Origin of the sequence: Flagellimonas iocasae (genome assembly GCF_042682725.1) — a bacterium.
Taxonomy (GTDB): domain Bacteria; phylum Bacteroidota; class Bacteroidia; order Flavobacteriales; family Flavobacteriaceae; genus Flagellimonas; species Flagellimonas iocasae.
Window position 1 is genome coordinate 733,994 of the sequence record NZ_JBHUHU010000001.1, and the last position, 21,369, is coordinate 755,362.

At 42.2% G+C, this 21,369-nt stretch carries 16 protein-coding genes; 11 read left to right on the top strand and 5 right to left on the bottom strand.

Translation table 11 applies throughout. The features are described from left to right. The first annotated feature begins 87 nt into the window (after positions 1-87). Entirely contained in the window at positions 88-2,109 is a 2,022-nt protein-coding gene (locus tag ACFSJE_RS03310) for a tetratricopeptide repeat-containing sensor histidine kinase (protein ID WP_379829556.1), read from the top strand. Here the strand turns inward: ACFSJE_RS03310 and bshB1 are convergent, their stop codons facing one another. The 4 genes from bshB1 to ACFSJE_RS03330 form a co-directional block, all read right to left on the bottom strand. Further along, positions 2,110-2,832, bottom strand: coding sequence for a bacillithiol biosynthesis deacetylase BshB1 (gene bshB1, locus ACFSJE_RS03315; protein ID WP_379829557.1), 723 nt, complete (start codon positions 2,830-2,832; stop codon positions 2,110-2,112). An 8-nt stretch (positions 2,833-2,840) separates the two neighbouring features. Beyond that, on the bottom strand, positions 2,841-4,007 hold the full coding sequence (locus tag ACFSJE_RS03320) for a trans-sulfuration enzyme family protein (RefSeq protein ID WP_379829558.1): 1,167 nt from the start codon (positions 4,005-4,007) through the stop codon (positions 2,841-2,843). A gap of 36 nt (positions 4,008-4,043) precedes the next feature. Further along, a complete protein-coding gene (locus ACFSJE_RS03325) occupies positions 4,044-5,456 on the bottom strand; it encodes an MATE family efflux transporter (protein WP_379829559.1) in 1,413 nt (470 codons plus the stop codon). A 171-nt stretch (positions 5,457-5,627) separates the two neighbouring features. Then, entirely contained in the window at positions 5,628-8,792 is a 3,165-nt protein-coding gene (locus tag ACFSJE_RS03330; protein WP_379829560.1) for a cytochrome c biogenesis protein, read from the bottom strand. A 137-nt stretch (positions 8,793-8,929) separates the two neighbouring features. Here ACFSJE_RS03330 and ACFSJE_RS03335 point away from each other — a divergent pair, with 137 nt between their 5' ends. From ACFSJE_RS03335 to ACFSJE_RS03360, 6 genes are all read left to right on the top strand, one after another. Continuing rightward, positions 8,930-9,691 (top strand): Rossmann-like and DUF2520 domain-containing protein, encoded by a 762-nt coding sequence (locus ACFSJE_RS03335; RefSeq protein ID WP_379829561.1) that lies wholly within the window; start codon positions 8,930-8,932, stop codon positions 9,689-9,691. Beyond that, entirely contained in the window at positions 9,675-10,202 is a 528-nt protein-coding gene (locus ACFSJE_RS03340; protein WP_379829562.1) for a KdsC family phosphatase, read from the top strand. Before ACFSJE_RS03335 ends, ACFSJE_RS03340 begins: the two co-directional genes overlap by 17 nt. Next, positions 10,195-10,791 (top strand): Maf family nucleotide pyrophosphatase, encoded by a 597-nt coding sequence (locus ACFSJE_RS03345; RefSeq protein ID WP_379829563.1) that lies wholly within the window; start codon positions 10,195-10,197, stop codon positions 10,789-10,791. The genes ACFSJE_RS03340 and ACFSJE_RS03345 overlap by 8 nt, the downstream gene beginning before the upstream one ends. Positions 10,792-10,825: 34 nt before the next feature. Beyond that, positions 10,826-11,782: a septum formation inhibitor Maf gene (locus ACFSJE_RS03350; RefSeq protein ID WP_379829564.1), complete on the top strand. Its 957-nt coding sequence runs from the start codon at positions 10,826-10,828 to the stop codon at positions 11,780-11,782. Positions 11,783-11,886: 104 nt separating this feature from the next. Then, positions 11,887-14,418, top strand: coding sequence for a PIG-L family deacetylase (locus ACFSJE_RS03355; RefSeq protein ID WP_379829565.1), 2,532 nt, complete (start codon positions 11,887-11,889; stop codon positions 14,416-14,418). 109 nt (positions 14,419-14,527) lie between these two features. Continuing rightward, entirely contained in the window at positions 14,528-16,240 is a 1,713-nt protein-coding gene (locus ACFSJE_RS03360) for a sodium:solute symporter family protein (protein ID WP_379829566.1), read from the top strand. A gap of 51 nt (positions 16,241-16,291) precedes the next feature. On the opposite strand, the gene ACFSJE_RS03365 is transcribed toward ACFSJE_RS03360, so the two are convergent. Further along, entirely contained in the window at positions 16,292-17,140 is an 849-nt protein-coding gene (locus ACFSJE_RS03365) for a DUF2911 domain-containing protein (protein ID WP_379829567.1), read from the bottom strand. A gap of 191 nt (positions 17,141-17,331) precedes the next feature. Between ACFSJE_RS03365 and ACFSJE_RS03370 the strand changes: the two genes are divergently transcribed. The 4 genes from ACFSJE_RS03370 to ACFSJE_RS03385 all read left to right on the top strand — a co-directional run bounded on the left by ACFSJE_RS03370 (position 17,332) and on the right by ACFSJE_RS03385 (position 21,365). Then, positions 17,332-17,829 carry an SRPBCC family protein gene (locus ACFSJE_RS03370; RefSeq protein WP_379829568.1) on the top strand — a complete coding sequence of 166 codons (498 nt, stop codon included), beginning with the start codon at positions 17,332-17,334 and terminating at the stop codon, positions 17,827-17,829. A 1-nt stretch (position 17,830) separates the two neighbouring features. Then, positions 17,831-18,523, top strand: a complete 693-nt coding sequence (locus tag ACFSJE_RS03375) for an SDR family NAD(P)-dependent oxidoreductase (RefSeq protein WP_379829569.1) — start codon at positions 17,831-17,833, stop codon at positions 18,521-18,523. Continuing rightward, positions 18,520-19,833, top strand: a complete 1,314-nt coding sequence (locus ACFSJE_RS03380) for a cryptochrome/photolyase family protein (protein ID WP_379829570.1) — start codon at positions 18,520-18,522, stop codon at positions 19,831-19,833. Before ACFSJE_RS03375 ends, ACFSJE_RS03380 begins: the two co-directional genes overlap by 4 nt. 98 nt (positions 19,834-19,931) lie before the next feature. Continuing rightward, complete coding sequence (locus tag ACFSJE_RS03385) at positions 19,932-21,365, top strand: amidohydrolase (protein ID WP_379829571.1); 1,434 nt, start codon at positions 19,932-19,934, stop codon at positions 21,363-21,365. The last annotated feature ends 4 nt before the right edge of the window (positions 21,366-21,369 follow it).

Below are 21,369 nucleotides of genomic sequence, written 5' to 3' on the forward strand. Positions count from 1 at the left end.
TAGTTATTTTAGCGCTTTATGCCTCAACAAAAAGCATGTCCATTACCCCTTAGAATTGTGCTGGGAAAGTTAGCCTTATTCCTTTGTATGATTTTTATTTTCACTCCGGTAAAAGCGCAACTTACCAAAAAGGACAGTCTTACTTTCAAATTAAAGCGATTAGAGTCCACTAACCGATTCAATCCAAAAGATACAACCCATATCAATTTATTGATTGATTTGGCCAAATCATACCATTATATTAATAATGACAGCCTATACTCCATCGCCGAGCGGGCGCTTTCCTTAAGTAAAGCCACAGCTTATCAGCGCGGAGAGGTTCAGGCCATGAGCGCTTTGGGAAGCTATTTTTATGATACCGGCGACCGAAAACGGTCCATGCCTATTTATGAGAAGGCCCTTGCCCTTGCAATTGAAATCGATGACAAAGAAACGGAATTGAACATCATAAACGCCCTGGCCCAAAACTATAGCTTTGAAGGCAACTATGCCGAAGCACTGAATCTCAACCTGCAAGGTATTGATATAGCGAAGCAGATAAATAGTGATGAAATGCTCTCCATTCTCAATGAGAACATTGCAAGCTTATATGCCGAACAAAAAGATTTTAAAAACGCACTTATTTTCTATGATACTGTTCAGAAAATCAATCGTAAAATAGGTGATGAAATCATCCATGCTGAAACTCAGAGCAACATGGCGTCATTGTACAAGGATGCAAAAAACTTTAAGTACGCTATGTTCAATATCAACCAGAGCATCAATACGTTTGAAGCAAATAAAATATACGACTGGTTGGCCTATGCTTTTGAAGTGAAAGGGGATATCTATCTTGAGCAGGAAAAATATCAATGGGCTTTATATTGGTATGATCAAAGTAACATGCTCTTTAAACACGAAATTGAGGATGACCGCATCCGCATTCAATTGTTGAATGGTATGGCCAAGGTCTATTTGGGTCTGGAGCGGGACAGTCTCTCGATGGTTCACGCCAAAGAGGGATTGGAACTATCCAAAAAAATAAAATCCCTACAAGGTCAAATTGACTGTTCAGAAACGTTGTATAAACTTTATAAGAAGAAGGAAGACCCTGTAGCGGCCCTCTCCTATCTGGAAACCTTCAAAAAACTATCTGACTCTTTATTTAAGGACAAAAACAAGCAGAGCTTGTCGCTATTGGAGACCAAATTGCATTATGAGCAAGAAAAGCAAGAGCTCATCGAATCCAACCAAATTGCATTGGCCAAGCAACGGAACTACATCTACTTTTCCATCATTATCCTGTTTATTCTCAGCATCATCATTTTTGTGATTCGACGCAGCGTAAATACCCAGAAAAAACTGAACAAAGAACTTCAGGAAAAATCTGCCGCTGTAAGTGAGCGTGAGGCGCAGCTGGACGAAATCAATAAAACAAAGACCAAACTTTTCTCCATTATAGGACATGACCTACGGGGGCCTATTGGTGCTTTGCAAGGATTGTTAAAATTGTTTACTGATGGTGAAATCAGTAAAAACGAATTCATCTCCTTTATCCCCAAATTAAAGGCAGATGTGGAAAATATTTCATTTACACTCAATAACCTACTTTCATGGGGCCAAAACCAATTGAATGGGGTCGTTACCAAGCCCAAAAGAATTTCTCTGGATAAGCTAGTGGAGAACAACATTCAACTTTTAGCGGAACTGGCCTATAGCAAGTCCATAAAAGTAATTAATCAATTACCCGAAAACACTCAAATTTGGGCCGACCAAAACCAAATTGATATTGTGGTTCGGAACTTATTGAGCAATGCCATCAAGTTCACCCCGGACAATGGATTGATCACTATTGAGGCCAAAGAAAAGGATGGCAAATGGCAGGTTACCGTTCGTGATACCGGAATAGGCATGAATAAGGAAATTCAAAAGAAAATCTTCCAAGATTCAACCAACATTACCACCTACGGCACCAATAATGAGAAAGGTACTGGCCTAGGACTATCCTTGTGCAAGGAAATGGTCTTAAAGAACAAAGGTGAAATTTGGGTGGAAAGTATTCCTCGCAAGGGCACCTCGTTCTTCTTTACGCTTCCAAAAGCGGAAAGCAAGTATCAAAAGGCGGGTTAATCAGATTAGGTCGTCCAGATTATCCACAGCAACATAGCGTTCCACGTTGAAACCCTCTGCGTGCTCCACACCTACCAGTCTTCCTAAATCCCTAGCGCGATAAATGACACTATCTGTAAAGTTTTTGCTACTGATGGGCGTTTCAGGTTCTTTACTCTTGGGATCATAGAATTGTGAGCCATACGCGAGAATGGCTTCTGTCTTTTTTTCAATAAATCCGGAAACATCCATAACAAAGTCCGGTTCCAGATTTTTCCATTGAATAAAATGATACACTCGCTTTGGTCGCCAAGGTTGCTGCCACTCATCATCCCCATCCAACTGGGTGTCAATTTTCACCAATCCACTTAAAAAACAGGCATCGCTCACCAATTTGCTCCCTTTTCCATGATCGATATGTCTATCATCCACAGCATTGCAAATAACAACTTCAGGGCGATATTTTCGGACCATTTTAATGATTTCCATTTGATGCCACTTGTCATTGACGAAAAACCCATCGGCGAATTCCATGTTCTCCCGAACTTCAACCCCAAGAATTTTGGCTGCATTTGCCGCTTCTTTATCTCTAATTTCGGCGGACCCACGAGTACCCAATTCACCACGAGTCAAATCGATGATTCCCACTTTTTTTCCTCTGGAAACTTCTTTGGCTATGGTACCTCCGGCTCCCAATTCGGCATCATCAGGATGTGCCCCAAATACTAAAATGTCTAATTTCATAAGTTTAACTATGCGGAGACGGTCAATGCTTTGACTTTGGCAATGGACTGTTCTATGTCCTCAATTAAATCCTCAATCTCTTCTATTCCCAAAGAAAACCGAATCAAATAATCCTTTATACCCTGCTTTTCACGGTCTTCTGGACTCATGAGTGCATGTGATGTGGTCACCGGTGAAATCATGGTGCTTTCCACCCCAGCCAAACTCATTACCGGTTTTATCAATTTTAGGTGTTTAAAGAACAGGGAAGTATCCACATTGGGCAAATCAAAAGAAAGCATTCCCCCAAACCCGTTCATTTGGGATTTGGCCAGTTCATGATCGGGATGGGTTTCCAAACCAGGATAATACACCTGCTCAACTTCGGCATGTTTGGCAAGATATTCCGCCATTTTCATAGCATTTTCATTCTGTGCCTTAACTCGAATGGCCATCGTTTTAATGCTTCGCTCCAAGAGCCAAACGGTGTACTCGCTCAAACTTCCGCCAAAACAGATAGCGGATTGAAAAACAATATCGATATGCTCTTGAGATGCAGTCACCACACCTGCACAAATATCTGAATGTCCGCCCATGTATTTGGTGGCACTGTGCAAGACCACATCCACTCCAAAATCTATAGGATTCTGGTTGATGGGACTGGCAAACGTATTGTCTATCATGGAAACAATGCCTTTATTTTTGGCCAATTGGGCCACCCCGGCGATATCGGTAATGGTCAACAATGGGTTTGATGGTGTTTCTATATAAATTACCTTGGTGTTAGGTCGAATTTCCTTTTCAAAATCCTCCACGTTCCATCCATCCGTAAAAGAATAGTCAATCCCATATTTGTTCAATTGGGTCACAGCAAAATGATAGGTACCCCCGTACATGGTCTGCTGTAAGACAATATGGTCGCCTGCCTGCAAAAAAGCCATCAATGCCGTACTGATGGCGGCCATCCCGCTACCAAAAATCAAAGCGGCCTCGGCATGTTCCAAGGCCGCCAGTTTTTTGCACAATGCCTCCTGGTTGGGAGTATTGTAATATCTGGGATATCGTTTTATATCAACATCATCAAAAGCGTAAGCCGTGGACATATATAAAGGTGAAACAACCCCTTTAAATTGCTTGTCCTCCAAATCGCCTTCGTGGGTGCACAGGGTGTTCAGCCCTTTTTTGTTGGAATCCATTGCTGTTGTTTTAGAGTGTTAAAGATACGAAACCCGTTATACTTGAACCTGTTTCCAATTTCCTTTTTTGAACCAAACCATAGCGATAATGGCCAGTAGCACTTCGGCGAGGGTAATGGCGATGAAAACACCTTTTGCACCCCAACCCAAAACCATAGCGGCGATGTACGCCAGTGGTAATTGGAACAACCAGAAGGAAATCAGATTGATCTTGGTCGGGGTTTTGGTATCCCCAGCTCCATTGAAGGCTTGGCTTACCACCATGCCGTAGGCATAAAAGATATAACCAGCCGCAATGACCTGTAAACAGAGTGCCCCATTTTCCACCACACTGGGTGTGGTATTGAACCACGAGACGATGCTTTTTGCAAAAATGAGGTATACCAAGGAAACCGTACCCATAAAAATGGCATTGTACTTTCCAGTTTTCCAAACGGATATTTCTGCCCTTTCTGGTTGTTGCGCACCCAAATTCTGTCCCACCAAGGTGGCCGCGGCATTACTCATTCCCCAAGAAGGCATTAGCGTAAACATCATCACACGAATGGCAATGGTATATCCTGCCAATACTTCGCTACCAAATTCGGACATGATACGCATCAGGAAAACCCAGCTTGAGGTTCCAATCAAGAACTGGGCTATTCCACCCATGGAGACCCGAATGAGGTTGTGCATCACTTTAAGGTTCAAGACCAAATCTTGCCACATCAATTTGATTTTACCCCATCCGAAGAACAACATCCCCAATTGAAAAAGCACTGCAGAGCCTCTACCTATATTAGTTGCAATGGCAGCTCCCGTAACACCGTATTCAGGAATGGGTCCCAATCCAAAGATGAAAATGGGGTCTAAAATAATGTTGAGTCCATTTGACAGCACCAGTGTCCACATGGCAATCGATGCATTTCCAGCACCCCTAAAAATGGCATTGATAAGGAACAGCAACATAATGGTGATGTTCCCGCCAATCAAGAATTGGGTATAACCGTATCCTTCTGCAATTAAATCAGGTTCACCACCCATAAGGGCTAAAATGTCCTTCGCGAAAATTATTCCCACGATTCCAAGTACAATGGAGACAAGCACGCCCAAACTTATCGCTTGCACAGCAGCTTCTTTTGCACCTTGAACGTCCTTTGCCCCAATTCTTCGGGCAACAACCGCGGTAGCGGCCATACTTAAACCGATGGCCAATGCATAAACTAGGGTTATCACCGATTCCGTTAAACCGATGGTAGCCACCGCATTCACGCTTACTTTGGAGACATAAGCAATATCCACCAAGGCAAAAATGGATTCCATCAGCATTTCCAAAATCATGGGGATGGAAAGCATAAAGATGGCCTTACGAATACTTCCAGATGTAAATTCTGTTTCCTTACCGCATACAGCTATCCAGAAATAATTGACTAGTTTTTTGAATGATAATGTATTGTTAGATTGTGTCATTTTAAAAGAATTATGTGTAAAACAAAGAGGTAATGTCAACAGACCGAAAAAGAGTTTCGGTTACTTTTTTGGCGTAAAGCCAATGGTGACATCTATAGCGTACATAATTCTTATAACTTCATGATGAGGCAAATATGCAACTTTTTTTTGAAGTGTAAAGTAAAAATTTAATTATTTGGCATAGTGGACTTTATACCTCCAGAAACTGATTCCGCCCAAAATGAATACACCCAAAACGGTATACCAAACAAAACTTGGGGTGATTACTTGATCTCCGCTGGCATAACTGTGCAATCCCACCAAATAAAAATTAACACCAAAATAGGTCATCATAATACTGGCAAAAGCAAGGATACTGGCAAAATTATAGCTCCATTTGCCTCGGAGACCGGGAACCAAACGCATGTGCAGTACAAAAGCGTAAATCATAATGGAAATTAAAGCCCAGGTTTCCTTGGGGTCCCATCCCCAATAACGGCCCCAGCTCTCATTGGCCCATTGGCCGCCCAAAAAGTTACCTATGGTAAGCATCACCAATCCGGCGGTAAGGGCCAGTTCGTTGATTACCGTGAGTTCCTTAATATTTAGATCCATTCGTTTCTTGTTCTTTTCGGTTGTGAGTACCATCAACAATAAGGCGACAACACCCAAAATCATCCCTACGGTAAGTGGACCGTAACTGCCCACAATAACCGCAACGTGAATCATCAACCAATAACTATCAAGGACGGGTTGTAAATTGGCAATGGCTGGATCCACCCAACTTTGGTGGGCAACCCACAAGAGCATGGACGTCACAAAAGCACTTGATGCAATAGTCAATTCACTCTTACGGCCAAGGGCCAATCCAATGCCCATGGTGGCCCAAGCCACATAAAGAATACTTTCATAGGCATCACTCCAAGGAGCGTGCCCTGAAATATACCAACGCAGCACCAAACCAATAGTATGCCAAATAAAGAAAAGGACAATGGTACCTTTCAGCAGGTAGGCACCGGCTTTTAGAACCTCACGATCCTTAAAGATTCGAAAAATCAGAACGATGAACAGGAGCAATCCAACCAGGGCGTAATACTTGAACAAACGGTTGAACAAATCCAATTTGTTGTAGATAATTTCGGTTTTAACCTTGTTGTCCGAAGGCAAAACCTCTGCCCCATGATTATGTTGGTTCTGTTTGAAAGCACTCAACAACTGATCAGGTTGCGAATAATCTCCGGTTGCGATAGAACTTTGCAAGGTCCCCAAATAATATGGCATGGCATTCCGAACAAAATTGGAGTACAGTGAATCTTGAATCTGATATTGCCCAGACCGATACTCCACCGCGGATACCCACTTGTTGTTCTCATCATTCAATAAAGGAAAAATCTTCACAACTTGGCCACTCAATGCGATGTCCAACAAACTCAACCGCTCACCTACTTTTTTAAAGTCTTTTTCAAATTTATTGGTATTGGTCTTGGATGTTGCCTTTTCTAAAAATGGTCGAAGCTTATAATTTCCATCGGCATCAAAAAAATCCGTTGCCTTTACAAATTTTGTGCCTTGGGGAACGCCAATAACCTTACGAATACTATCATTCCCCTTATCACCCAAAGCAATAATGTCCGCAGTATACCAAACCCCAGGGTTCAACATCATGGAAAGTAATACTTGATTGGCGGAAAGGTCTTGGTAGGTATCGTCCCCGCTGAGTTTTCGCAATAATTCAGAAGCGAAGGTATTTACAGGTTTCATTCGGCCGCTTTCATCTTGAAGGACCAGCGTTCCAAACTTTTCGGCGTGTTCCTTGGCAACTGTCGTTGCTTGAATTACAGAATCTATCTGCGCCTGAGTGGGTGACGAAGAATGTTCATGCACCTCTTCTTGGGCATTGGCCGATACTAGGGCAAAGAAAAGTGCTACGCTGGTCAAAGCGGCTTTCTTTTCCTTTATTTTTTCAAGCATTTGCTGCAAATCCCTGAAACGGGTTTTTCCGAAGAACATAATGCCCATCAACCCAATATAGAGTAAAAAATATCCGATATAAGTAATCCAGGTACCCCATTGATCATGGTTGACGGAAAGGACGGTTCCTTTTTCATCCGGATGAAAACTGGATTGGAAGAATCGGTATCCCCTGTGGTCCAATACATGGTTCATATAAATATCATAGTCGAACATACGGTCATCCTCCACGGTAATCTTACTCATAAAAGAGGCATAACCTGTTTCTGTACCGGGATATTTTTCAGCAATAAAATCGTTCAGTTTGATGGAAAATGGAAGTTCGTACACCTTTGAACCGTAGCTGAGTGAGAAATCCAATCCACCAACTTGAATCTTATCCGAAAAATTTGAAGTTCCCTGACCTCCCAACAACTTTACTTCCTTTGTTTCTCCATTTGCGGAAAGTGAAACTACTAGGGCATCCAAGGTATTATCCGTAATTTCTTCATTTGGGACCTTTACAATCCCATAACTTCCTTTCACCAATGGCTCTGGAACCACAAACTGCATTCCCGCCATTTTGTAGAGTGCTCGTAATTGCAGCGTCTGCAAGCTGTCTTGCTGCACTTCACCCTGAAACTGGTCCGCCATCCGCATAAAATTACCATCGAACGGAGATTTTATCTGATACCCTGTGCTATCTGAATGGAAAATATTGACCGCACCATCGGTCTCCTTGTTCAGTGCAAAAAGTATGTTGTGAATGCTGGCCACTTGACCATTTTCCAAGTAATGCTCATGACGTTGACCATTCCCAGCCTCAACAATTTGAAGGTATTCTTTTCCATTTTCATCGGGAATCAACCCCTCCTCTGCCCCATGGATAAAATCCACATAGGAAATGGTAAACGGTTGCCCGTTAAAATCCGATTTCCATGGCAGGCTGGAACGAGAACCTTCTGGGGTAACAATAAGATCATCCTCCAACACCCTCCGTTTCGTTTCACCATTAATATCACCATCAATAAAAGCGGTCAAAAAAGTCTTGTCTGAATAGAATTGATTTTCTGTTGCGCCTTCGCGAATGGGCATCATTCCTTCATAGCTGATGTATCGGGTAACAAAAGCCCCAACGATGATCAAAATCCAAGATAGGTGAAGAATAAGCACAGGCCACTTTTTCCAACTCAACAATTGGTATCGGAAAATATTTCCGAAGAAATTGATCATAAAAAAGACCATGATGGCCTCAAACCAAGTGGTGTTGTAAATGTAAATTCTGGCGGTTTCCGTGCTGTACCAAGTTTCCACAAAGGTTCCCATGGCCATTGCTGCTGCAAAAACCAAAAAAAGAACGGCCATAAGTCTAGTTGAGAAAAGGGTCTTTTTAAGAATGTCAATCATTGAATTCCGATGTGCTATTCAGCATGCAAAAGTACGGCCTTTTTATAACTTCCTTGTTTTCAAACCAAACAAAAAATCCAACAGATTTGTTAATTCTTATGGTTATGCATCATCCGCCAATTTTGTAGTTTTGCGACATGCTTTCCATCATTATTCTCGGAACTGGAACCGTAGCCAAGCACCTTGCGGGAGCACTCGACAAGGCTGAAGGGGTTCAGCTGACCCAAGTTGTGGGCAGAAATCAGAATCAACTTCAGTGGTTTTCCAACCTAGCCTCCACCTCGACTAATTTTTTGGAGATTGAAGAAGCCGATGTTTATCTGATTGCCGTAAAAGATGATGCCATTGTTGACGTTTCAAAATATCTTGTTGAAAAAAAGGGCATTGTGGCCCATGTCTCTGGTGCCACACCAATGGATTATCTTCCCATGGAAAATCGAGCTGTTTTTTATCCCATGCAAAGTTTTACCGAAGGTAGACCGTTGAACTTTAAAACCATCCCTTTTTGCATCGAAGCGAATTGGGAAGCGTCTGCTAAAACCCTGAAAATAGTGGCGAGCCGACTTTCCGATAATGTATACGACATTGACTCCCAACAGCGGAAAAAATTGCATCTTGCAGCTATGTACGTGAACAATTTCTCCAATTATCTTTATGGTGTTGGTGAAAAGCTTTGCTTGGAGGATGGGATTCCTTTTGATTTACTAAAACCCCTGATTTTGGAAACGGCTCAAAAGATTCAGGTGATGTCACCCAAAGAAGCGCAGACTGGTCCCGCAAGAAGAGGGGATGAAAAAACCATGCAAGCCCATTTGAACCTTTTGCATGATGAAAAACAAATAGAAATTTATACGCTGTTCAGCGAAGCCATAAAAAAGGTCTATGAAGAAAAATTATAAAGAGCTCTTAAGCAATATCACCACTTTTGTTTTTGATGTTGACGGTGTTTTTACCGATGGTTCCGTGTTAGTGACCACCACTGGGGAACTGCTTCGTAAAATGAGCGTTAAGGACGGATATGCCATTAAAACAGCCATTCTTAAGGGGTATAGGGTTTGCATTATCACCGGAGGCACCAATGAGGGGGTCAAGGAACGCTTAAAAGGTCTTGGAGTTACCGATTTTTATATGGGTGCCCATCACAAAAAGGAACCCCTGCAGGAGTACTTAGATATATATGGTATTGATCCTGAAACAGTTTTGTATATGGGCGATGACGTTCCTGATATCCCACCGATGAAAATGGTGGCTTTGGCCACTTCTCCTCAAAATGCGGTGCAAGAAGTCAAGGCCATTTCGGATTACGTTTCCCATAAAAACGGTGGTGATGGTTGCGTTCGTGATATAGTGGAGCAAGTGCTGAAGGTACGCGGCGATTGGAACGATAATTTCAGTGCCAAAAATGACTAACCCGCTTCAAGAGAAACTTAACGGATACAAACTTATACTAGGTTCGGGCTCGCCCAGACGGAAAATGTTCTTGGAAGAAATGGGACTGGATTTTGAGGTTCGACCCAAATCTGTGGACGAAGTCTATCCTGACCATTTACAAGGAAAAGAAATTTCAGACTATTTGGCCGAATTGAAAGCAACGCCGTTTAAAAGTGAGCTGAAGCCCAAAGAAATTGTAATCACATCAGATACCGTGGTGTGGCATAAAGGTGCATCACTGGCCAAGGCCGCAAATGCCCAAGAGGCTTTTGATATGTTGAGAACATTGAGCGGTGATTGGCATGAAGTCATCACCTCGGTCTGTTTTACAAGTTTAGATGCCCAAAAAGTAGTGAACTCTACGACCCATGTCAAGTTCATGGACTTCACGGATGATGAACTCAACTATTACATCCAAAAATGTGCTCCTTTTGATAAGGCCGGTGCGTATGGCATCCAAGAATGGATAGGAATGATTGGCATTTCTGAAATAAAAGGTTCGTACGCCAATGTAGTTGGCTTACCCACTCATCTGGTTTACAAAACGTTAATGGATATGGTTTCCTGAGTTGCGATACGTAACTTTACGGAAATCCAGTTTTATGAAAAAGAGATACGTTCATGGCTTTAGGAGCCTTTTCCTGTCATTATTTCTGTTGCTATTGTTGTCGTGTGGCGAAAAAACCAAATCCAACAGCACGGAAATGGCGATGGACCATTCAAAAGAAGCAGCGGTAACAACCAGTCCAAAAAAGCCCCTTTCCGAAGATTTTAAAGCGTATTGGTACGCAGGGGATGCCGAAATCACATCGTACCAATTGGAGCAAGCCCGTTATGGTGAAATGCGTGACGGTCATGCCGTTTTAATCTACGTAACAGAACCATTCTTGCCGGAGATACAGGTTAAAGCCGACCAAAGCAATCCTGATAATGTTTCGGTTTTAAAATTGAATGCTACCAAAAAGTTCTTGACCGGAATCTACCCCTACTCCATTATGAGCAGCACCTTCTATCCCGTTTATGACAACCAACATGCCCTAAAGACCAGTTTGTCCGTACAAGAATGGTGTGGTCATGTGTATTCCCAAATCAACAATAGGGACCAGTTTGAGTTTACCTCTCATTCCTATTTTGAAGGTGAAGCGGACCAAAATTTCAAACTGGACAAACAAATTTTGGAAAATGAACTTTGGACCAAGGTTCGGATTCATCCGGAGGATTTGCCCACAGCAAATCTTTTTGTAATACCTTCTCTGGAGTATCTGCGATTGGCCCACAAAGAACTCAAAGCCTATGAAGCCACGGCTTCAATTTCCACAGAAAATGGAATTACCACTTACATCTTAACATACCCCACTTTGGAACGAATTTTGAGGCTTAATTTCGAATCAAACTTTCCCTATTCCATCGAGAGCTGGTCGGAAGAATTCAAGAGCGGTTTCGGTCAAAATGCAAAAACATTGACCACCAAGGCTACAAAAATAAAGTCATTGAAAACCGCATATTGGGGACAGCACGACAATGATGATTTGATTTTAAGGGATAGTTTGGGATTATAAAACGTTCTATTTGACAAGGAGAAACCCTGTTAAAGATGTTCTAAATTGATTATTCACTGATTTATATCTTTCTATATTTGGCACAACCACTAAAACAACCAACTATGCGATACTTTTGGGTTTGCACGCTGACCTTATTGAGCACATTTTCAACTCTTTCCGCCCAACAACCCAAAAAACCCTCGTCCACAGAAATTTATCACAATCTCCAAAAACTCAATTTTTTGGGCACCGCACTGTATGTTGCAGCTCACCCTGATGATGAGAACACGAGATTGATTTCCTATTTGTCCAACCATGATAAGGCCCACACCGTTTACCTTTCCATGACCCGTGGTGATGGAGGACAAAACCTCATCGGTTCTGAATTGCGGGAACTTTTAGGAGTTCTTCGTACCGAGGAACTGTTGGCAGCCCGAAGCATTGATGGTGGCGAACAACGCTTTACCCGCGCCAATGATTTTGGATACTCAAAACATCCTAAGGAGACCCTAAAAATTTGGGACAAAGAAGAAGTGTTGGGTGATGTTATATGGGCCATTCGAAATATAAAACCTGATGTTATCATCAACCGATTTGACCATAGGTCACCTGGTTCCACGCACGGACACCACACCTCATCTGCCATGCTGAGCATGGAAGCTTTTGACATGGCCAATGACCCCAATGCTTATCCAGACCAATTGAATCTAACTTCCACCTGGCAACCGAAACGCATATTTTTCAATACCTCCTGGTGGTTTTATGGCAGTCCCGAGAATTTTGAAAAGGCTGATAAGTCCAACATGATAAAGATGGATATTGGTTCGTATTATCCACTTTTGGGACTTTCCAATAATGAAATAGCCTCTTTGGCCAGCAGCCAACATTTGTGTCAAGGTTTTGGACGATTGAGCCAACGGGGTTCTGAAGATGAATATGTAGAGTTTTTAAAAGGCGATAAACCCAATAGCAATTATCTATTTGATGGTATTGATACTTCTTGGTCCCGAGTGAAAGGCGGTGATGCCGTCGGCGCAATTTTATATGAAATTGAAAAAAAATTTGATTTTAGAAATCCATCCAAACATATTCCACAGTTGGTAAAGGCATACCAACTTTTACAGCAAATAGAGGATGAGCACTGGAAAACGTTAAAATCCAAAGAACTCAAAGACCTTATTCAATCTTGCGCCGGATTATATTTGGAAGCGAATGCTGCTTCGGCCTCCACTACTCCAGGCAGTGCTGCAAAAGTAAATATTGAGGTCCTGAACAGAAGTTCACAGAACATCACCCTGAAAAAAATTCAATTAGCAGGTGCTACAGGTTCTTTAGCACCCAATGAGCTATTGGCAGACAATGCGGACAAAACTTTTTCAATTGACTTTACCGTTCCCGAAAACGCAAATTATTCCAGTCCATACTGGCTAAATGAACCCGGCACTTTGGGCATGTACAAGGTTGATGACCAAACCTTGATTGGTAAACCGGAGACTCCAGCTGTTTTTCATGCCAAGTTCATCTTAGATTTTAATGGCACAGAAATCGAATTTGAGAAACCTGTAATTCACCGCTTTTCTAAACCCGACAGAGGGGAATTATATGAGCCGTTTGCTGTTCTGCCCGTAGCAACATCCAAAATTGATGAAAAAGTCTTGATTTTCGCTGATGCATTAACCAAAGATATTCAAGTTAAAATTCGCGCAGGTAAAAGCAATGTGTCCGGAACGGTTTCCTTGAACCATCCAATAGGTTGGACCGTTTCCCCCCAGAATTTTCCATTTTCCATTGCACAGCAAGGACAGGAGCAGATTGTAACTTTTAAAGTAACCCCTCCATCAGTGGAAAGTGAAGGAAGCATTACCCCAATTATCACAGTAGGCACTAAAACCTATGGTAAGGAACTCGTGGAAATCAATTACGACCATATTCCCAAACAATCTATTTTACTGCCTTCCGAAGCTAAGGTGGTTCGCATGGACATTCAGAAATCTGGGGAACATATTGGCTACATTATGGGTGCCGGTGACAAAGTTCCCGAAAGTTTGGAGCAAATTGGCTATCAGGTGCACACCATCGACCCAAATGATATCCAAGAAGGGGAACTGGACAAGTATGACGCCATTGTGGTTGGAATTCGGGCGTACAATGTTGTAGATGCCCTAAAATTCAAACAACCCATTCTTTTGAACTATGTGAAAAATGGGGGCAACATGATTGTACAATATAACACTGCCGGAAGATGGGCAGAACAATTCAAAAATATTGCGCCTTATGATTTAACGATTTCCCGGGATCGCGTAACCGATGAAACGGCTGAAGTGAATATTATAGCGCCCAACAATCCTTTGGTGAGTTATCCCAACGCCATCAAAGAAAGTGATTTTGATGGATGGGTTCAGGAAAGAGGACTCTATTATCCAAGCGAGTGGAGTGCAGAATTCACTCCTGTACTATCCATGCATGATGAAGATGATGAGCCATCAAAAGGAAGTCTTTTAGTAGCACCTTATGGAGAAGGTCATTATATTTACACCGGGCTGAGTTTTTTCAGGGAACTCCCAGCCGGAGTTTCGGGAGCCTACAAACTTTTTGCAAATATGCTTTCCATTGGAAAAGATGACGTAAAAAAAGAAAGTAATGTCAAAGGATAACATGAATACCAAAATCGAATGGAAAAAGGAATACACCATTGTGATCCTTTTAAATGCCATTTACGTTTTGGCCTTTTACCTCATCATGATATTAAATAACTAAACCTTAATGGGCTTATTAGATTGGATCATTCTTGGGAGCACACTGCTGTTCATTGTTGGATTTGGCGTTTGGAAAACCCGCGGGAGCAAAAACGTTGATGACTATGTCCGCAGTGGGAACGACGCCAAGTGGTGGACCATTGGGCTTTCAGTTATGGCCACACAGGCCAGTGCCATAACCTTTTTATCTACACCGGGCCAGGCTTTTCATGATGGAATGGGTTTTGTGCAGTTTTATTTTGGACTGCCGCTTGCCATGATCGTCATCTGTATGGTTTTTATCCCCATCTACAAAAAACTCAACGTGTTCACCGCCTATGAAATGCTTGAGGACCGTTTCGATTTAAAGACCCGTAGTCTCACTGCAATCTTATTTTTGGTACAACGTGGACTTGCTGCCGGTATTACCATTTTTGCTCCTTCCATCATTTTGTCCGCTGTTTTGGGATGGGATTTACGCACGTTGAACATTATCATTGGAATTTTAGTGATCATTTACACCGTTTCTGGTGGTACCAAAGCGGTAAGTGTCACGCAAAAGCAGCAGATGTTCATTATAATGACCGGAATGTTCTTTGCTTTTTTCTTTATTCTGGGGTCGCTCCCTACGGGAGTTTCCTTTGGTGAAGCATTGAAAATTGCTGGTGCCAACAACAAATTACAGATTCTGGATTTTACGCTGGATACGGATAACCGCTATACTTTTTGGAGCGGTATCACCGGAGGTTTCTTTTTGGCTTTGGCGTATTTTGGAACAGACCAAAGTCAAGTGCAACGGTATCTTTCTGGAAAATCCGTGCGTGAAAGTCAATTGGGGCTTATTTTCAATGGTATTCTTAAGATTCCGATGCAATTCTTCATTCTATTGGTTGGAGCGATGGTATTTGTGTTCTATCAATACAATGCGTCCCCATTGAATTTTAACCCTGCCGCAACCCAAGCTGTAATGGAATCGGAATATGTGGAGGATTACAAAGCTTTGGAAAAAGACCATATGGAGCTGGAAATGAAAAAAAAAATAGCCCAAAATGCGTTTTCAGCGGCCCTTAAACTAAAGGAATACAATGCCATAGAACAAGCTAAACAGGATATCATCAAAATAAATCAGCGGGAAAGCGCAAGCAGGGAGGCGGCTAGAGAACTTATTGCCAAAGCTGATACCGTTGTGGAAACCAATGATAAGGACTATGTCTTTATCCATTTCATCCTGAACAATCTCCCTGTTGGACTTATTGGATTGTTGTTGGCTGTGATTCTATCCGCAGCAATGTCCTCCACGGCATCTGAATTGAATGCGCTTGGTACTATTACCGCACTTGATTTGTACAAAAGGAACAATAAAAAGGATAATGACGATAAACACTACCTGCTTGCCGCTAAAGGATTTACATTGCTTTGGGGAGTCATTGCCATTATCATCGCCTGTGTGGCCAACCTCTTTGACAATCTCATTCAGTTAGTCAATATCATTGGTTCCATTTTTTATGGCAACGTTTTAGGCATTTTCCTCTTGGCTTTCTTTTTTAAGTTTGTAAGGGGAAATGCTGTTTTTGTTTCGGCTATTGTCACCCAAATCATTGTGATTATTGGCTGGTATTTGGATTGGATGTCCTATTTGTGGTTGAATGCCTTTGGATGTGTTCTCGTAATTCTATTGGCCATAATCACACAAATGTTTGATAATTTCTTGGGCAACTCCCATCCTGAGATTGAATCATAAAAAAAGCCCACTAAAAAGTGGGCTCCTTATTCTGATATGATTTCTAGTCTTTTATTGACCTTCCCATTCTTTCAGGGAATCTTTGTTCATTTTAACGTAATCCATATTACCAGCTTCTTGAGCCAATACCATGGATTTTTTGGCTGCTTCAATAGCACCTTTGGTGTCTCCCACTTTGGCATAGATCAAGGATTGCAGACGTAGCATCCAAAAAGCTTGGTCATTCATGGAAACCGCCTTATCTATCCATTCCTTGGCTTTGCCGATATTCATGCCTTCTTGGTAATAATACTGGGCGGCTGCAAAATAATCATTCACTGAAATTTCAGAACCCGACATGGTCTTATCAATGCTAGCAGTGGCCTTAGCAACCGTAGGAACTACAAACTTAACCCCAACATATGTTTTCTCCCACATCAACCCTAAAGTTCCACCATCGTTATACAAGTCATCAATGGTGATGGTGAACGTTTCAATCGGCATTGGTATTGGGTATACTTCAACCTTAACAGTGGCAGCTACTTTAGAGGCATCCCATTCTGCTGGCAACCCTCCATTTTCAGTGTCGGTGTAAAAAATAACCTCCCAAACGGCTTCATTAGGTCGAGTATAAATGGCATAAGTCCCTGCCTTAAGGTCTTTGCCTTCTACCTTTACGTCATCACTGAAGGTAATTTTGGTATTCATATTGGCACCTGTCCTCCAAATGGCATCATACGGAACCAAATCTCCAAAAATAGTTCGTCCTTTCATGGAAGGACGGGAATACTCCACAGTTACTTCGGTCAATCCAACGGTCTGCTTTAAAACAGATGAAGGGCTAGGTGCAGGCGTCTGAATCTGCGCTTCCAAAGACATGGTAAGCATCGCTACAAACGTAAATAATACAAGTTTTTTCATAGGAAATAGTGTTTAAGATGTTAGCGAAACAAAGCTAACGAGAATGAAAATTAGATATGTTAATATATTCTTAAAAAGATTCAATTTAAGGGTCAGCTACTGTGGTAAACCAATGTTTAAAGTATTAATATATTGTTTAACTTATTTTAAATATAATTAAACATTTTGTATTTTTGAACAAATTAAAAAGAATGAGATTGTATCAACTTCGTGCCAAACAAGTACTACCGCTATCCAAAAAAGAAGCATGGGAATTTTTATCCAATCCCAAAAATTTAAAGACCATTACTCCCCCACACATGGGGTTTCATATCCTATCCGGAGGTGATAAACCCATGTACGCCGGTCAGATTATTCAATATGTGGTGAAACCTTTTCCGTTTGTATCCACAAAATGGGTCACTGAAATCACACACGTCATCCAAGATGAATATTTTGTGGATGAACAACGATTCGGACCTTATGCCCTTTGGCATCACAAGCATTTCATTAAGGAAACTGCACAAGGCTTGGAAATGGAAGATATTATTGATTACAAACTACCCTTCGGTTTTCTTGGTAGGCTGATGCATCCCATCATAGTTAAACCCCAACTCAAAAAAATATTTGAATATCGGAAAGTGAAATTGGAATCACTTTTTGGTACCGTACCGAGAAACGAAACCACACTAGAATTAAAATCCATTTAAATTGAAAAATATCTTGCTTATTGGCGGTTCACACGGTATTGGTTATGAGATTGCCAAACAACTTTCAACATCAAACAATGTATTCGTGGCGTCAAGGACCGCAGAAAAGTTGTCCGATATAAATGTAAACCATATTCCATTTGATGCCTTGACGGAGGATATTTCGGAAAAAAATCTGCCCAATGAAATCCATGGTCTTGTGTTTTGTCCGGGAAGCATCAACCTAAAGCCTTTAAAAATGTTGGATATCAAGGATTTTCAGGAGGATATGGACATCAACTTCTTTTCCTTGGTGAAAGTGGTCAAATCTGTGATTGGCAGCATGTCCGAAGGTGCCAGTTTGGTTTTTTTCAGTACCGTTGCCGTTGATTCAGGCATGGCATACCATACCAGTATCTCAGCAGCCAAAGGAGCTATAGAAGGGTTTGCAAAAGCATTGGCGGCCGAATATGCCCCAAAGATTCGGGTGAACGTGATTGCGCCGTCATTGGTTGACACCCCATTGGCTTCTCGCTTATTGAGTAATGATAAGAAGAAGGAACAAATGAACGACCGACATCCCCTAAAACGAATTGGAAATGCAAAAGACATTGCCAACATGGCCACATTTTTGCTAAATTCTGAAAACTCTTGGATCACTGGACAGGTGATTCGGGTTGATGGCGGAATGTCTACTCTAAATTCAAATTCGTGAAGGATAAAATTTCCATTTTTTGGTTTCGACGTGACCTTCGGTTGGAAGACAATGTAGGGCTCTATCAATCGCTTCAGAGTGAATTCCCGGTTTTGCTCATTTTCATATTCGATCCAGAGATTTTGGACAAATTGCCGAAGGATGATGCTCGGGTGTCATTTATCCATCAGCAAATTCAAAAAATTCAAGATGAACTCAAAAACAAGTTCAAAAGTGGGGTGGCCCAATTCTTTGATAATCCAATTTCCGTCTATAAAACGTTGTTGGAGCGGTATGAAATTAAGGCGGTTTTCACCAATCATGATTACGAGCCGTATGCCCTGAAAAGGGATAATCAAGTTCAGGATTTACTGAAAGAACACGATATTCCCTTTAAAACCTTCAAGGACCAGGTAATTTTTGAAAAGGATGAGGTCGTTAAGGCCGATGGTGACCCTTATGTGGTCTACACGCCTTACATGAGACAATGGAAGGAAAAATTCAATCCATCCATTCACTTGGTGGAGTATGAAATTCAATCACGTCTCGAAAAAGGACTTTATAAAAATTCCGATGTACCAACTCTTGAATTAAGTGATATCGGATTTGAGCCTTCCAAAATCAATGTTCCTGATTACAATGTCTCCCCTAACCTTATCAGCAACTATGAAGCCACCCGAAATTATCCCGCAAAGGAAAAAGGGACTTCAAGATTAGGGCCGCATCTTCGTTTTGGAACGGTTTCCATCCGCAAGATGGTCAAAAAAGCCATTTCGGAAAAAAATGAGACATTTTGGAATGAACTCATTTGGCGCGAATTCTTTATGCAAATCCTATGGCATTTTCCAGATACCGTCCACAAAGCCTTTAAACCCAAATATGACCGAATTGAATGGCGCAACAATGAAAAGGAATTTGAACTTTGGAAATCGGGAAAAACAGGATACGCCCTAGTAGATGCCGGCATGCGGGAACTCAACGCCACTGGATATATGCACAATCGGGTTCGGATGTTGGTGGCCAGCTTTCTCTGTAAACATTTGTTGATTGATTGGCGCTGGGGCGAAGCTTACTTTGCAGAAAAATTGTTGGACTATGAAATGGCCAGCAATGTTGGGAACTGGCAATGGGCCGCTGGCAGTGGTGTGGATGCGGCACCTTATTTTAGAATCTTCAACCCAATGACTCAAGTGGATAAGTTTGATAATGACAAAGCGTATATCAATCAATGGGTGCCTGAATTACAGGAACTTACCTATCCTGAAAAAATGGTGGACCACAAACAGGCCCGCGAACGCTGCCTAAAAGTCTACAAACAGGCCGTTGGTTAATGCATTTTCAGTATTTTTAATACCCGTTTGACCGTTCTCCGTTTTTCCAACATGCCAGAAGCGTCAAACAACTATCTAACTAACTCAAATATTTTAAAATGAAAAAAATTACAATCGTTTTGCTGTTGGGTTTACTTTCCATCAACCTGACCGCACAAAAATTAAGCAAGGACAAAAAATCCGTCATCGCTTCCGTAGAAAACCATAAGGAGAATCTGATTATGCTCAGTGACTCTATTTGGGCGTTGGCCGAAACTGCTTTTGATGAATCGAAATCCGCAGAACTTTTAGCGGACTATGCTGAAAAAAACGGAATGACCGTTACCCGAGGCGTGGCCAACATTCCAACGGCTTTTACAGCCACGTACGGTTCGGGGAAACCTGTAATCAGTGTTTTAGGAGAGTTTGATGCTCTTCCGGGTCTTTCCCAAAAAGCGGTTCCTACCAAAGACCCTCGGATTGAGGGTGCACCCGGTCATGGTTGCGGTCACAACATGTTCGGCGCAGCCAGTTTGGGAGCTGCCATCGCCATTAAAGAGCAAATTGAGGCTGGAACCATCAAAGGAACGGTGAAATTTTTGGGGACTCCGGCCGAAGAAAAATACTTTGCCAAAGTATGGATGGTTGAGGCAGGACTTTGGGATGATGTGGATGTAAACGTAAGCTGGCATCCAGGAGCCAATATTGAGGCCGATGTACAAAGTGGGCTTTCTTTGGTTGATTTTATCGTTGAGTTCTACGGCCAGGCGGCGCACGCTTCAGCCGACCCATGGAATGGACGCAGTGCTTCCGATGCATTGGAACTGTATACCACTGGTATCAATTACTATCGCGAGCATATTAAACCCACCTCTCGAATCCATTACCACATTCAAGATGGAGGTCAGGTGGTTAACGTGGTTCCCGATTATTCCCGCATTTGGGTCCGAGTTCGGGATCCCAAGCGTAAGGTCATGCTCCCAACCTACGAACGAGTAAAAGCAATGGCTGAGGGTGCAGCCATCATGGCCAATGTCGATTATAAAATTACTTTGGTATCAGGTATCTACGAGGTATTGGTCAACCGTGCTGGAGGTGAAATCATGCAGAAAAATTTACAGCTATTGGGGCCTATCACCTATACCGATGAAGAAATTGCCTATGGCAAATCCATCCAAAAAGCTACGGGAAAACCGGAAGTGGGCATGGATAGCGAAGTGAATCCACTGAAAGAAACCGAAGAGCTTCCCGGAGGTGGTTCCACCGATGTGGGTGATGTGAGTTGGAACGTGCCCAACATCAACTTGAGCGTGACCGTAGCGCCAAAAGATACGCCTTGGCATTCTTGGGCCGTTGTGGCCTGTGGAAGTATGAGCATTGGCCATAAGGGACTTGTGTATGCCTCCAAAGCTATGGCCATGACCATGCTGGACCTTTTTGAGGACCCCAAAGCGGTTGAAAAAGTAAAAGAAGAGTTCAAAACCCGAAAAGGGGATGAAAAATACGAACCCATGATTGACGGTCCACCGCCAATCCAAGGAATCGGAGGGTAACAAA